Origin of the sequence: Streptomyces sp. DSM 40750 (assembly GCF_024612035.1) — a bacterium.
GTDB lineage: Bacteria > Actinomycetota > Actinomycetes > Streptomycetales > Streptomycetaceae > Streptomyces.
Window position 1 is genome coordinate 5,782,422 of the sequence record NZ_CP102513.1, and the last position, 11,837, is coordinate 5,794,258.

12 protein-coding genes are annotated in these 11,837 nt (G+C 68.8%); 6 read left to right on the top strand and 6 right to left on the bottom strand.

The window, feature by feature from the left end; translation table 11 throughout:
* Positions 1–84 precede the first annotated feature (84 nt).
* Positions 85–1,929, bottom strand: coding sequence for a phosphomethylpyrimidine synthase ThiC (gene thiC / locus JIX55_RS25860; protein WP_257565662.1), 1,845 nt, complete (start codon positions 1,927–1,929; stop codon positions 85–87).
* 220 nt (positions 1,930–2,149) lie between these two features.
* On the opposite strand from thiC, the gene JIX55_RS25865 reads away from it, so the two are divergent.
* Positions 2,150–3,616 (top strand): YibE/F family protein, encoded by a 1,467-nt coding sequence (locus tag JIX55_RS25865; protein ID WP_257565663.1) that lies wholly within the window; start codon positions 2,150–2,152, stop codon positions 3,614–3,616.
* A 30-nt stretch (positions 3,617–3,646) separates the two neighbouring features.
* On the opposite strand, the gene JIX55_RS25870 is transcribed toward JIX55_RS25865, so the two are convergent.
* The 4 genes from JIX55_RS25870 to JIX55_RS25885 form a co-directional block, all read right to left on the bottom strand.
* Entirely contained in the window at positions 3,647–4,084 is a 438-nt protein-coding gene (locus tag JIX55_RS25870) for an SsgA family sporulation/cell division regulator (protein WP_257543340.1), read from the bottom strand.
* Between the two features lie 98 nt (positions 4,085–4,182).
* Entirely contained in the window at positions 4,183–4,920 is a 738-nt protein-coding gene (locus JIX55_RS25875; protein WP_306820123.1) for an IclR family transcriptional regulator, read from the bottom strand.
* Positions 4,921–5,589: 669 nt separating this feature from the next.
* Positions 5,590–5,802, bottom strand: a complete 213-nt coding sequence (locus tag JIX55_RS25880) for a DUF5326 family protein (protein ID WP_045558480.1) — start codon at positions 5,800–5,802, stop codon at positions 5,590–5,592.
* A gap of 162 nt (positions 5,803–5,964) precedes the next feature.
* Positions 5,965–6,282 carry a cupin domain-containing protein gene (locus tag JIX55_RS25885; protein WP_257565664.1) on the bottom strand — a complete coding sequence of 106 codons (318 nt, stop codon included), beginning with the start codon at positions 6,280–6,282 and terminating at the stop codon, positions 5,965–5,967.
* 57 nt (positions 6,283–6,339) lie between these two features.
* Here JIX55_RS25885 and JIX55_RS25890 point away from each other — a divergent pair, with 57 nt between their 5' ends.
* The 5 genes from JIX55_RS25890 (at position 6,340) to JIX55_RS25910 (ending at position 10,051) form a co-directional block, all read left to right on the top strand.
* Complete coding sequence (locus tag JIX55_RS25890) at positions 6,340–6,717, top strand: phage holin family protein (RefSeq protein WP_257565665.1); 378 nt, start codon at positions 6,340–6,342, stop codon at positions 6,715–6,717.
* A 9-nt stretch (positions 6,718–6,726) separates the two neighbouring features.
* Positions 6,727–7,218: a low molecular weight protein-tyrosine-phosphatase gene (locus JIX55_RS25895; RefSeq protein ID WP_257565666.1), complete on the top strand. Its 492-nt coding sequence runs from the start codon at positions 6,727–6,729 to the stop codon at positions 7,216–7,218.
* Positions 7,215–8,360 carry a cystathionine gamma-lyase gene (locus JIX55_RS25900; protein WP_257565667.1) on the top strand — a complete coding sequence of 382 codons (1,146 nt, stop codon included), beginning with the start codon at positions 7,215–7,217 and terminating at the stop codon, positions 8,358–8,360. Before JIX55_RS25895 ends, JIX55_RS25900 begins: the two co-directional genes overlap by 4 nt.
* Positions 8,361–8,549: 189 nt before the next feature.
* Entirely contained in the window at positions 8,550–9,449 is a 900-nt protein-coding gene (locus JIX55_RS25905) for a LysR family transcriptional regulator (RefSeq protein ID WP_257565668.1), read from the top strand.
* Positions 9,450–9,571: 122 nt separating this feature from the next.
* Entirely contained in the window at positions 9,572–10,051 is a 480-nt protein-coding gene (locus JIX55_RS25910; protein WP_257565669.1) for an NUDIX domain-containing protein, read from the top strand.
* Positions 10,052–10,097: 46 nt separating this feature from the next.
* Here the strand turns inward: JIX55_RS25910 and JIX55_RS25915 are convergent, their stop codons facing one another.
* Complete coding sequence (locus JIX55_RS25915) at positions 10,098–11,579, bottom strand: globin domain-containing protein (protein ID WP_257565670.1); 1,482 nt, start codon at positions 11,577–11,579, stop codon at positions 10,098–10,100.
* Between the last annotated feature and the right edge of the window lie 258 nt (positions 11,580–11,837).

Genomic DNA, 11,837 nt, shown 5'->3' on the forward strand with positions numbered 1-11,837 from the left:
CCGCTGAGAGAGCAGGAGGGCAGCCTTGCTGAGTTCCCGAGGGAAGCGATGCCCCGGAGCACCGAGGCATCGCACCCCGGGTTCTCATTCCGCGAGCGGCAGGTACACCCTGTTCCCGCTCGCCGCGAACTCCTTCGACTTCTGGAGCATCCCCTCAGCGACCTCCTCCTGCGACGCTCCCTCAGCCGCCACACCACCAAACCGCTCTGTGATGCTGTGACTAATCTTCATCGAGCAGAACTTCGGGCCGCACATGGAACAGAAGTGGGCCGTCTTGGCCGGCTCGGCCGGGAGCGTCTCGTCGTGGAACTCACGGGCCGTGTCCGGGTCGAGGGCCAGGTTGAACTGGTCCTCCCAGCGGAACTCGAAGCGGGCGTCCGACAACGCGTCGTCCCACTCCTGTGCGCCCGGGTGTCCCTTGGCGATGTCCGCCGCATGGGCCGCGATCTTGTAGGTGATGACGCCGGTCTTCACGTCGTCACGATTGGGCAGTCCCAAGTGTTCCTTGGGCGTGACATAGCAGAGCATCGCAGTGCCCCACCACGCGATCATCGCGGCACCTATGCCTGAGGTGATGTGGTCGTACGCCGGCGCGACGTCCGTGGTCAGCGGGCCGAGCGTATAGAACGGAGCCTCATCGCAGATCTCCTGCTGCAGATCGATGTTCTCCTTGATCTTGTGCATCGGGACATGTCCCGGGCCCTCGATCATGGTCTGCACGTGGAAACGCTTGGCGATCCGGTTGAGTTCCCCGAGCGTGCGCAACTCCGCGAACTGTGCCTCGTCGTTGGCGTCCGCGATGGAGCCCGGCCTCAGGCCGTCGCCGAGAGAGTACGTGACGTCGTAGGCGGCGAGGATCTCGCTCAGTTCCTCGAAGTTCTCGTAGAGGAACGACTCCTTGTGGTGCGCCAGACACCAGGCCGCCATGATCGAGCCGCCGCGCGAGACGATGCCGGTCTTGCGGTTGGCGGTCAGCGGGACGTACGCGAGGCGCACGCCCGCGTGGACCGTCATGTAGTCCACGCCCTGCTCGGCCTGCTCAATGACTGTGTCCTTGTAGATCTCCCAAGTCAGCTCCTCGGCCTTGCCGTCGACCTTCTCCAGCGCCTGGTAGAGCGGCACCGTGCCGATGGGTACGGGGGAGTTGCGCAGCACCCATTCACGAGTGGTGTGGATGTTCCGGCCCGTGGACAGGTCCATGACCGTGTCGGCGCCCCAGCGGGTCGCCCAGGTCATCTTCTCGACCTCCTCCTCGATGGAGGAAGTGACCGCGGAGTTGCCGATGTTGGCGTTGACCTTCACCAGGAACCGCTTGCCGATGATCATCGGCTCGATCTCCGGGTGGTTCACGTTCGCGGGCAGCACGGCCCTGCCCGCGGCGATCTCCTCGCGGACGACCTCCGGCGCGACGTTCTCCCGTACGGCCACGAACTCCATCTCGGGGGTGATCTCGCCGCGCCGCGCGTACGCGAGCTGGGTCACCGCCCGGCCGTCACGGCTCCGGCGCGGCTGGCGCGGCCGCCCCGGGAACACCGCGTCGAGGTTGCGCAGTCCGCCGCGAGGTGACGTGTGCTTGATCCCGTCGTCCTCGGGGCGGACAGGGCGGCCCGTGTACTCCTCGGTGTCTCCCCTGGCGATGATCCAGTTCTCGCGGAGGGGGAGGAGCCCCCTCCTGACATCGGTCTCCACGGTGGGATCGGTGTACGGGCCGGAGGTGTCGTACAGGGTGACGGACTGCCCGTTGGTGAGGTGCACCTGGCGGACCGGCACCCGCAGATCGGGGCGTGAGCCCTCGACGTACGCCTTGTGCCAGCCGATGGACTGCCCGGCCTCCAGAGGCTGTTCGCCCTGGTTCTTGCCGCCCTCGGACGAGGCGGATGCCGCGTCTGTCTGGATGGAGGCAGACGTGCGTGTCTCCTCGATGGTCATGAGACCTACTCCCTACGCCGGCATTACCCGGTAACAGGTTCAGCGGTCGACGCAGCATTTTCCGCCCGGCGATGTTCCACGTGAAACATCGCGTCTGCGGAGGTCAGCGCCCTCTCAGCCCGGTGCTCCGAGCTCCCGCGTGTGCAAAGGTGCCCCCACGCTAGCGGCAGATGTGGCGCGGTGAACAGTGGGCATCGCTCGTTCTTGCGATGATCGGTCGGTGACCACGACGCAGCAGCCCCCGCCTCCGCCCTCCGAGCCGCCCCATGGCCATGGCCCCGGAAACGGCCATGGGCATGGCTCCGACGGTGGCCATGGATACGGTTCCGGGGGCGGCCACGGCTCCGGAGGCGGGCATGGCCCCGGTGACGGACACGGCCAAGGACCGCCCTCCGGCGGCGGCCACTCCCACAGCCACGGCCCCGCCGCGCCCGTCTCGCAGCACCTGCGCAAGGTCATCGCGGCGGTGCTGATCCCCTTCGCGACCGCGGTCGTCGTGGGCCTCGTCGTGCTCTGGCCCGGCGGTGCGCCGGCTCACGAGCGCACCGGGGTGGGCTTCGACCGGCAGACGCAGCAGGCCACCGTCACCAAGGTCGAGGAGGTTGACTGCTCCTCGGTGAACGCCTCGGGTGTCCCCCCGACCGGCGACACGTCCACCGCCGAGGGCTCGTCCGCCGAGCAGCAGGCGAACGGCACCTGCAAGAAGGCCACGATCCGGGTCGACACCGGCAAGGACGAAGGCCGTACCTTCACGGAGATCGTTCAGCCGGACCAGTCACGGCAGTTGGAGCAGGGCCAGGAGGTCGTGGTCGCCTACGAGCCTGCCGCGCCCAAGGACCTGCAGTACTCGGTCACCGATGTGAACCGGAAGTTCCCGATGGCGCTGCTCGCCGGGATCTTCGCTCTCGCCGTCGTGGTGGTGGGCCGGCTGCGCGGTGTCATGGCCCTGGTGGCGCTGGCCATCAGCTTCCTGGTGCTGACCCTCTTCATCCTGCCGGCCATCCTGCAGGGATCGAACCCGCTGGTCGTGGCGGTGGTCGGGGCGAGCGCCATCATGCTGATCGCGCTCTACCTGTGCCACGGCCTCTCAGCCCGTACATCGGTCGCGGTGCTCGGCACTCTGATCTCGCTGCTGCTGATCGGCCTGCTGGGTTCGATGTTCATCGGCTGGGCCTATCTGACCGGCAACACGGACGACAACACCGGCCTGATCCACGGGCTGTACCCGACGATCGACATGAGCGGTCTGCTGCTCGCGGGCGTCATCATCGGTTCGCTCGGTGTGCTCGACGACGTGACGGTCACGCAGACATCGGCGGTCTGGGAGCTGCACGAGGCCAATCCGGCGATGGGCTGGCGCGGGCTGTACCGCGCGGGCATACGCATCGGCCGGGACCACATCGCGTCGGTGGTCAACACCCTCGTCCTCGCATACGCCGGTGCCGCGCTGCCGCTGCTGCTGCTCTTCTCGATCGCGCAGAGCAGTGTCGGCACGGTCGCCAACAGCGAGCTGGTCGCCGAGGAGATCGTGCGCACCCTCGTCGGCTCGATCGGCCTGGTGGCCTCGGTTCCGGTGACCACCGCGCTGGCCGCCCTGGTTGTCTCGGCCGACCGCCCAGGTGCCTCGGAAGCGGCGGCCGTGCCCGCTCCGGCACGAGGCGGGAAAGGCCGCCGCCGCAAGCGCTGAAGCGTTACGGCACCCCGGCGCCGTAGCGGTTCAGCCCGCGCTCTGCTCCTCCGCCAGGATGCGGTCCAGCGCCTCGTCGAGCAGGGTGTCGAAGTCGGCGAGGGAACGCTCCTGCCCCAGCGGCACGAGCTTGTCCGTGCGGTCCAGGAAGGCCACCAGCGGCGCCGTGCCGACCCGGAACAGCGCCTGGTCGGTGCCCACCTGAAGCCGGATCAGGACCTCGCCGAACGTCTCCGGATCGGCGGGCGCGATATGGACGTCCCCGTCCCCGCACGGCCGCCCCACGCCGTCGATGAGCAGTTCCCTTCCGAAGGCCCAGGTCACGGGAGCGTCGCCGGGCAGGTGGAAGGTCAGCCGCACGGCGTAGGGATCACAGGTCTCGTAACGCAACTCCACCGGGATGCGGAAGGAGAGCTCCTCCGAGACGAGGAAGCTCATCATGACCTCTGCCTGTACCGACTCGCGCATCGCCTACCCCGCCGTGTTCGTCGACTGGCCAGGAATCATCCGCCTGACACCCCTGGAAGTTTGCTGAAAGTACACGAGAGATCACAAGGAGTGATTTTTCAGATGCTGATAGAGATCGCGAGTGTCCCTAGTAGCTTTCCGATCTCGGACTGCAACTGATGGGCCACGGGCAGCAGCCGGTCGGCCTGGTGCAGGGGCAGCGAGATGGCGAGGGTCCCGGCGGTCGTCCCCGCGGTGACGGGAATCGCCGCGCAGACCGTCCCCAGGGCGTACTCCTGCCGCTCGACGACCGGTTCCATCCGCCCGATCCGGTCGAGGCGCCGTAGCAGCGTCTCGCTGTCACGGACCGTGTACGGGGTGATCGACTGCACCGGATAGCGGTCCAAGTGATCGCGGCGGGCCTCGTCACTCAACTGGGAGAGCAGGCACTGCCCGATGGCGTGTGCGTGACCGGTCTCCCGGAAGTCGGCCCACTCCTCGACCGCCGGGATGCTCGGGCTGTCGGCGACGCACTTGACCTCGATCTCGCCGTCCCGGTAGATCGCGAAGTAGACGGGTACGCCGAGGGCGTCCCGCCAGTGCGCCAGGGCCTCGCCCACTGTGCTGCGACGTTTCTGCTGCGCTCCGCTGCTGCTCAGCCGCTCGGCCGCCTCGCCGAGGAAGAACAACCCCTTCTCCCGGTGCAGATAGCCCTCGTGCACCAGCGTGCGCAGCAGGTGGTACGCCGTGGGCAGCGCGAGCCCGGCGTCCCGCGCCAACTGTTTGGCGGGGGCCCCGTGTTCCCGCACGGCGACAGCCTCCAGCAGTCGCATCGCCCGCTGTACGGACCCGATCAGGGTGCCGGAATTCGCTTCCGACCCGCCCGGCTGGGCTGCCGGGGACGGGATGCGCGCTCTCCTTCCCGAAGCGTGCCCATGAGGCGGCACGGGGCGGATGAGCCCCGCCGACGGTGTCTGTACCCGGGGCGAAAATGCCGGGGACTGCGCCAGCTCCTGCGTCTGCGCCGCGGGGGACTCGGTGCATCGCATGTCCTCCTCGCCGGGCGAGGTCCGTGGCTGCACAGGGGGAGCCGGGGCCTTCGAGGGTGTCGTCCGCGGCGGTGGTGGCTGAACATGGGCCTCCGCGGCCCGGACACACGGCTGCTCGGCGGCGGCCGTCGGTGTCGATCGAGGTCCCGGCTGGCTGGGGGGAACGGCGCTCTGTGTCGGCCGGGAACGCGGCCGGGCGGGTGGGAAGAGCGGTTCTGCGGGTGCGGTGTCAGCCGTGGCCAAGGGTCACTCCCGAAGCGCGAGGAGGGCCACCCGTGCGAGGGACACGGGAGGGAGATGCGCCGCCCGCGGGGTCGAGCCCGCGACGAGTTCCCGGACTCTAGCCGTCCATCACCGGTCGCAGACGGCCCCGCCGGGAAACTTCCCTCTGGCGAGGGAACCTCACGTTCCTGTTACCGCCCTGCCCTGACCAGGCCTCCCCCACTCACGCCTCAGCTGTTGCACGGTGCTGACGCCTCACCAGTCGCCGCGCGACGAGGAACCCGCCGTGAACTTCCTTACGACATAGATCAGTCCGCCGACCAGCGCCACGAAGACCAGCACCTTGAAGAGCAGGCCCACCACGACCTGGACGACGCTGACTATCAGCCCTCCGAACACCAGCAGGGCGATGACCGGCACCGCGATCCACTTCACCCACCACGGCATCCCCGCGAAGATCTCCCGCATGGCCCTTGCTCCTCGTGTCCACCCGTCGCCCCGCCACCGGAGCCCTGATTCCGGGCCTTCTGCTGTCCTGCCATCGATGCTAGGGCCGCCAGGGAGCCGTTCGGGGGCTTCGCACCCCTTGTCCATCCCTGATCGTCCCCCTAGGGAACGCCGTAGCGGACGTCAGCCCTCCGGCGGAGAGAACACCACCACGACCCTCAGGTCCTCGGTGATGTGGTGGAACTTGTGGGCGACCCCGGCAGGCACGTACACGACACTGCCGCGCGCCACCTGGGTGGTCTCCAGACCGACCGTGAGTGAGGCGCGGCCGCTCACGACGAGGTACACCTCGTCCTGGCGGTGCGGCTTCTGTGGATCGAGTTCGCCGGCATCGAGCGCGTACAGGCCGACGGACATGTTCCGCTCGCGCAGGAACTGCAGGTAGGCACCGTCATTGGCGGCGCGCTCCGCCTCCAGCTCATCCAACCGGAATGCCTTCATCGACTTAGTTGCCCCTGCCCAGTGCTCGTACCGATCGCTTCTGCCACGATCAGACACATGATGAATTTCCTAGTCAAGACGATCGCCAACGCGGGTGCCCTCGCGGTCGCGGTATGGCTGCTCGACAAGATCACGCTGACCGGGGACAGCACGGGCAAGGAGGTCGGTACGCTCCTGCTGGTCGCGCTCGTCTTCGGCCTGGTGAACGCGGTGGTCAAGCCGCTCGTGAAGCTGCTCACCCTCCCGCTGTTCATTCTGACACTCGGCCTCTTCACGCTGATCGTGAACGCCCTGATGCTGCTGCTCACCTCATGGCTGGCCGACAAGCTCGACCTGAGCTTCCAGGTGGAGGGCTTCTGGACCGCCGTCCTCGGCGGCCTGATCATCTCGATCGTCTCCTGGGCGCTCTCCCTCGTCCTGCCCGACGGAGACTGAGGGTCCGGCATGACCTACCGAATCTGCTTCGTCTGCACCGGCAACATCTGCCGCTCGCCGATGGCCGAGTCCGTCTTCCGCGCCCGCGTAGAGGAGGCCGGGCTCGACCACCTGGTCGAGGTCGACAGCGCGGGCACCGGCGGCTGGCACGAGGGCGACGCCGCCGATCCGCGCACCGTCTCCGTGCTGGAGGCGAACGGCTACGGCAGCATCCACGCGGCCCGGCAGTTCCAGGTCTCCTGGTTCTCCCGCCTCGACCTCGTCATCGCCCTCGACGAAGGCCATTTCAAGGCCCTGCGCCGTCTCGCGCCGACCGCGGCGGACGCGGACAAGATCCGGCTGCTGCGCTCCTACGACCCCGCCGCGCACGACGACCTCGACGTTCCGGACCCCTACTACGGGGGCATGGACGGCTTCGAGGAGTGCCTGGGGCTCGTGGAGGCGGCGAGCCCGGGTCTGCTGGCCGCCATACGCGAGAAGGTGGAGGGACGGGCCGCATGAACACGGAGAACTCCGCTGCGGGACCCGGTGACGGCACCCGCGCGGTGCGGGCCGGACTGCCCGAGCCCGTCAAACACGAGCCGACCCTCCCGGGGCCGGTCTTCGCCGCCCACTACCACCTGCCGGGCGAGCCCACCGGCCCGTACGCCTACGGGCGCGACCAGAACCCCACCTGGACCCTCCTGGAACGCGCCATCGGCGAGCTGGAGGCGCCTGAACAGGACGACGCCGAAACGGTCGCCTTCGCCTCCGGTATGGCCGCCATCTCGGCCGTCCTCTTCTCCCAACTGCGCACCGGTGACGTCCTCGTCCTGCCTAGCGACGGCTACAACGTGCTGCCCCTGGCGGGTGAACAGCTGCGGTCGTACGGCATCGAGGTGCGTAGCGCTCCCACAGGCGGCGACGCCCAGCTCGACGCTCTCGACGGCGCCAAGCTGCTGTGGCTCGAGACCCCGTCGAACCCGGGGCTGGACGTGTGCGACGTGCGGCGGCTCAGCGAGGAGGCACGCGCGCGTGGCTGTCTCGTCGCCGTCGACAACACCCTGGCAACCCCGCTCGGGCAGCGGCCGCTGGCCCTGGGCGCCGACTTCGCCGTGGCCAGCGGCACCAAGCAGCTGACCGGTCACGGGGACGTCCTGCTCGGGTACGTCGTCGGGCGCGACGCCTCGCTGATGGCGGGTGTACGACGCTGGCGCAAGATCGTCGGGGCGATCCCGGGCCCGATGGAGGCCTGGCTCGCACACCGCTCGCTCGCCACGCTCCAGCTGCGGGCCGACCGGCAGAACGCCAACGCTCTGGCCGTGGCCGAAGCTCTCAAGAGACGGCCCGAGGTGACCGGGCTGCGCTACCCGGGGCTGCCCGACGACCCCTCGCACAAGATCGCCTCGCAGCAGATGCGGCGTTACGGGTGCGTGGTGTCGTTCGCTTTGCCCACGCGCGCGCGTGCCGACCGTTTCCTCGACGCACTCCACCTCGTGGACGACGCCACGAGCTTCGGAGGGGTGCGGTCCACCGCCGAGCGGCGCGGCCGGTGGGGAGGCGACGCGGTTCCGGAGGGCTTCATCCGATTCTCGGCCGGCGCGGAGGACACCGACGATCTGGTGGCGGATGTGCTGCGTGCGCTCGCTGTTGCTACCGACTAGCACTCCGCTACGCACAACGGACGGTCCGAGCCTCCCCCCTCGTGGCTCGGACCGTCCCGGTTCTGCGCGCGAAGAACCGCGCGAACAAGGCTAGTTGACTCTGTGTCAGTGTCCAATCACAGTAGCGACAGCGACCTATCGACTTATTTATAGTTGGGCGCTCCGAGGGCGGCGAAGGGAGGGGCGACCATGGATCTGGCCTTACTACGAACGTTCGTGACCGTGCACCGGGCCGGTTCCTTCACCCGCGCCGCCGCCTTGCTCGGCCTCTCGCAGCCGGCCGTCACCTCGCAGATACGCACCCTCGAACGCCAGCTGGGCCGCCCGCTCTTCCTTCGCCAGGCCCGGGGAGTGACCCCGACGACCATCGGCGACGAGCTCGCCCACAAGGCGGCGCCGCATCTCGACGCGCTGGTCGAGATCGCCGAGACCGGCGACGACTCCTCCTTACGGACACTCCATCTCGCCGGTCCACCGGAGTTCACCGCCGAACGGGCCGCGCCCGCCCTCACGGAGCTGACCGGAGACGACGGTCAGGGCTTCGCGCTTCGGGTCTCCTTCGGAAACGCGGACGAGACGCTGGAGGGCCTCGCCGCCGGGCACCACGACCTGGCCATCACCACCGCCCAGCCGCGTGGCACCCTGCTCACCGCGACGCCGCTCTGCGACGAGGAGCATGTCCTGGTCGCCGCCCCGCGCTGGGCGGACCGCATCGTTCCCGGCAAGCTGCGCCGCAGGGAGGCGCACACGCTGGAGGACTTCCCCGTCGTCGAGGTACACGAATCACTACCGTTCATCGCGCGCTACTGGGCCTCGGTCTTCGACTCCCGGCCCGCCACCTCCGGCACCGTGGTCGTCCCGGACCTGCGCGCGGTCCTCGCCTGTGCGATCTCCGGCGCCGGACTGGCCGTGCTGCCCCGCTATCTGTGCGCCTCCGCCCTGGAGCGCGGTGACGTCGTCGCACTCCTCGATCCGGCGGTGCCCCCGCTGCGGACGTACTTCCTGGTGGCACGTACCGGCACCCTGGCCATGCCGCACATCGCGCGGGCCCATGAGTGGCTGCTGGGGGCCGCGGGGAACTGGTCCTGAGACAGCCCTGGAGCCCTTCGGCGGAGGGGAGTGACGACGGCGGGCGCTCACGAGTGCCGGGTTCCCCCTCTTCCTCGCTCCAGCAATGTTTCACGTGGAACATGCAGGGCCACATTTCTCCCATGACCGTACGACCTGTGGTCAAGCGCACCGCCCGTGCCGTCCTGCTCGACGGCGACGACCTGATCCTGATCAAGCGGACCAAGCCGGGCGTCGATCCCTACTGGCTCACGCCGGGCGGCGGGGTCGAGCCGGAGGACACGACTGTCGTCGACGCGCTCCACCGCGAAGTACACGAGGAACTCGGCGCGAAGATCACCGATGTGGTGCCCTGTTTCGTGGACACCGTCGAGCACATCGGCGAGGGCGGCGCCACCGGCGTGAAGGTCCAGCACTTCTTCGTCTGCCGCCTGGAGTCCATGGACCCCTCCAAGCGGCACGGTCCCGAGGTGGACGAACCTCTGGGCGAGTACGAGATCGTACGCATCCCCTTCACCCGGGTCGGCATCGCCTCCGTGCACCTCGTTCCGCTGTCCCTGCGGCACTACCTGGACGGGAACATCGAAGGCGTACGGGCGATGCATGCACCCGACCTGGGCTGACCCTCCGCCGACGACCACCATCCGGTGCCTGCGGAGACCTCGGCGGTCAGTCTCCGGAGGCCACCAGTTCCTCCACCGAGTCGTGGCGTATGCGATCCGAGGGGATGCCGGCACCCTTCAACGCGTCCACACCGCTGCGGATCATGCCGGGCGGGCCCGAGAGGTATGCGTCGTACCCGTTCCAGGGTCCGTGGTCACGTACGGCGTCGGGCAGCTGGAGCAGTCCGTGCCGGTCCACGACCGGGCGTACCTCCAGCCACGAATTGCTCTGCTGCAGCCGTAGCAGCGTGTCGAGGTCGTAGAGGTCCTGGCCGGTGCGGGCTCCGTAGAAGACCTCGACCGGGCGGTGCCGCCCGTGTTCGGCGACGTCCTCGATGATGGCCTTGATGGGCGCGATACCGGTGCCGCCGCCCAGACAGAGCAGTCCGCTGTCGGTGGTGTGGTCGACGGTCATCGCGCCAGCCGGCGGGCCCAGTCGCAGAACATCGCCGGGCCGGGCACGGTGCACGAGCGCGTTGGAGACCCAGCCCGCGGAGATCGCCTTCACATGGAACGACAGCAGGCCGTCCGAGCGGGGCACCGAGGCGAACGAGTAGTGCCGCCAGATCCGCGGCCACCAGGGGGTCTCCAGGCTCGTGTACTGCCCGGCGAGGAAGGGGTACGGCTGGTTCGGTCGGACGGTGAGGACCGCTATGTCCGCGGTCCTCAGATCGTGCGAGACGACCTCGGCGAGCCACCAGGGCGGGGAGCGCAGTTCGTCTGCCGCCGCCGCGTCGATCATCACCTGGGAGATCGTCGTGTACGTCCGGACCCAGGCCGCCTCGGTCTCGTCGTCCCAGCTCGCCTTGGCGTACCGGCTCAACGCGCCGATCAGGCACTCGCCGACGGCCGGGTAGTGCTCGGCCTGGGTGCCGTACTTGCGGTGGCCGCGACCGAGGTTCTGCAGATAGTCGACGAGGACCGGGGTGTTGTCGATGTGCTCGGCCGCGGTCAGCAAGGCTTTGAGCAGGCGGTCCCGCTGGGCGTCCATGGCCGGAGGGAACATCGACCGCAGCTCCGGGTGCTGAACGAAGAGCAGCGCGTAGAAGTACGAGGTGACCTTGTCGGCGACGGGCCCGATCTCGGCCATGGTGCGCCGGATGAGAACGGCGTCGGGAGAGCCTTCGGCTGCACGACCGGCGCGTTGGACGGGTACCCGGGCGTCGAAGACGGACTGCTCGGAGCCCTGTTCCTGGGCAGCCGGGCTCGGCTGGGGGCGAGGCGGGGCGCTGGGCGGAAGGTCCGCGGAGGTCTGTATTCGCTCCGGCGCGGCGCCGTCCCGGTTCTGCTGCTGGCCGTTGGGCGGCTCCTGGGACCGGCCCACGGGCCGCAGGGCGGCGAGGCGGTTACCTTCGGGCTCCTGATCTCCGCCAGGGGACGGCGAAGACGTGCGCGGTGTGAACCAGCCGCCTCCGTCAGTGCCCCCCGAAGCGCCGTTGCCGGCCGACGTGGTGGTCGGAGCGTCCATGGTGTGCCTCGCCTCGAGCATCTTTCGGTCGAACTGCGCACTTCCCCAGTCGGAAGTCGCATGCTTTCCCCCGCGGACGGCCTTGCTTTTCCCCGTTCGTTCCCCGACGGCCAATGCGGCCACATTCAATCCGGGTTCCCGCTCCGTACGGACAAGTAGGTGAGAGTGTGACGTGAGCCGCAGCACTCACCTCAGCGTTCCACAGCCCACGAACGCCCCCACCTCGTAACGGTAAACGCAGGTCCTCGATCTCCCTGTCCGGTTAGGCTGCATTGAGCT

Coding starts and splice junctions, on each gene's coding strand:
- JIX55_RS25915 (WP_257565670.1), bottom strand. CDS start 11,579: ATGCTCGAGGCGAGGCACACCATGGACGCTCCGACCACCACGTCGGCC.
- JIX55_RS25880 (WP_045558480.1), bottom strand. CDS start 5,802: ATGCGGGAGATCTTCGCGGGGATGCCGTGGTGGGTGAAGTGGATCGCG.
- JIX55_RS25900 (WP_257565667.1), top strand. CDS start 7,215: ATGAACACGGAGAACTCCGCTGCGGGACCCGGTGACGGCACCCGCGCG.
- JIX55_RS25870 (WP_257543340.1), bottom strand. CDS start 4,084: ATGCGCGAGTCGGTACAGGCAGAGGTCATGATGAGCTTCCTCGTCTCG.
- JIX55_RS25890 (WP_257565665.1), top strand. CDS start 6,340: ATGATGAATTTCCTAGTCAAGACGATCGCCAACGCGGGTGCCCTCGCG.
- JIX55_RS25885 (WP_257565664.1), bottom strand. CDS start 6,282: ATGAAGGCATTCCGGTTGGATGAGCTGGAGGCGGAGCGCGCCGCCAAT.
- JIX55_RS25895 (WP_257565666.1), top strand. CDS start 6,727: ATGACCTACCGAATCTGCTTCGTCTGCACCGGCAACATCTGCCGCTCG.
- JIX55_RS25905 (WP_257565668.1), top strand. CDS start 8,550: ATGGATCTGGCCTTACTACGAACGTTCGTGACCGTGCACCGGGCCGGT.
- JIX55_RS25910 (WP_257565669.1), top strand. CDS start 9,572: ATGACCGTACGACCTGTGGTCAAGCGCACCGCCCGTGCCGTCCTGCTC.
- thiC (WP_257565662.1), bottom strand. CDS start 1,929: ATGACCATCGAGGAGACACGCACGTCTGCCTCCATCCAGACAGACGCG.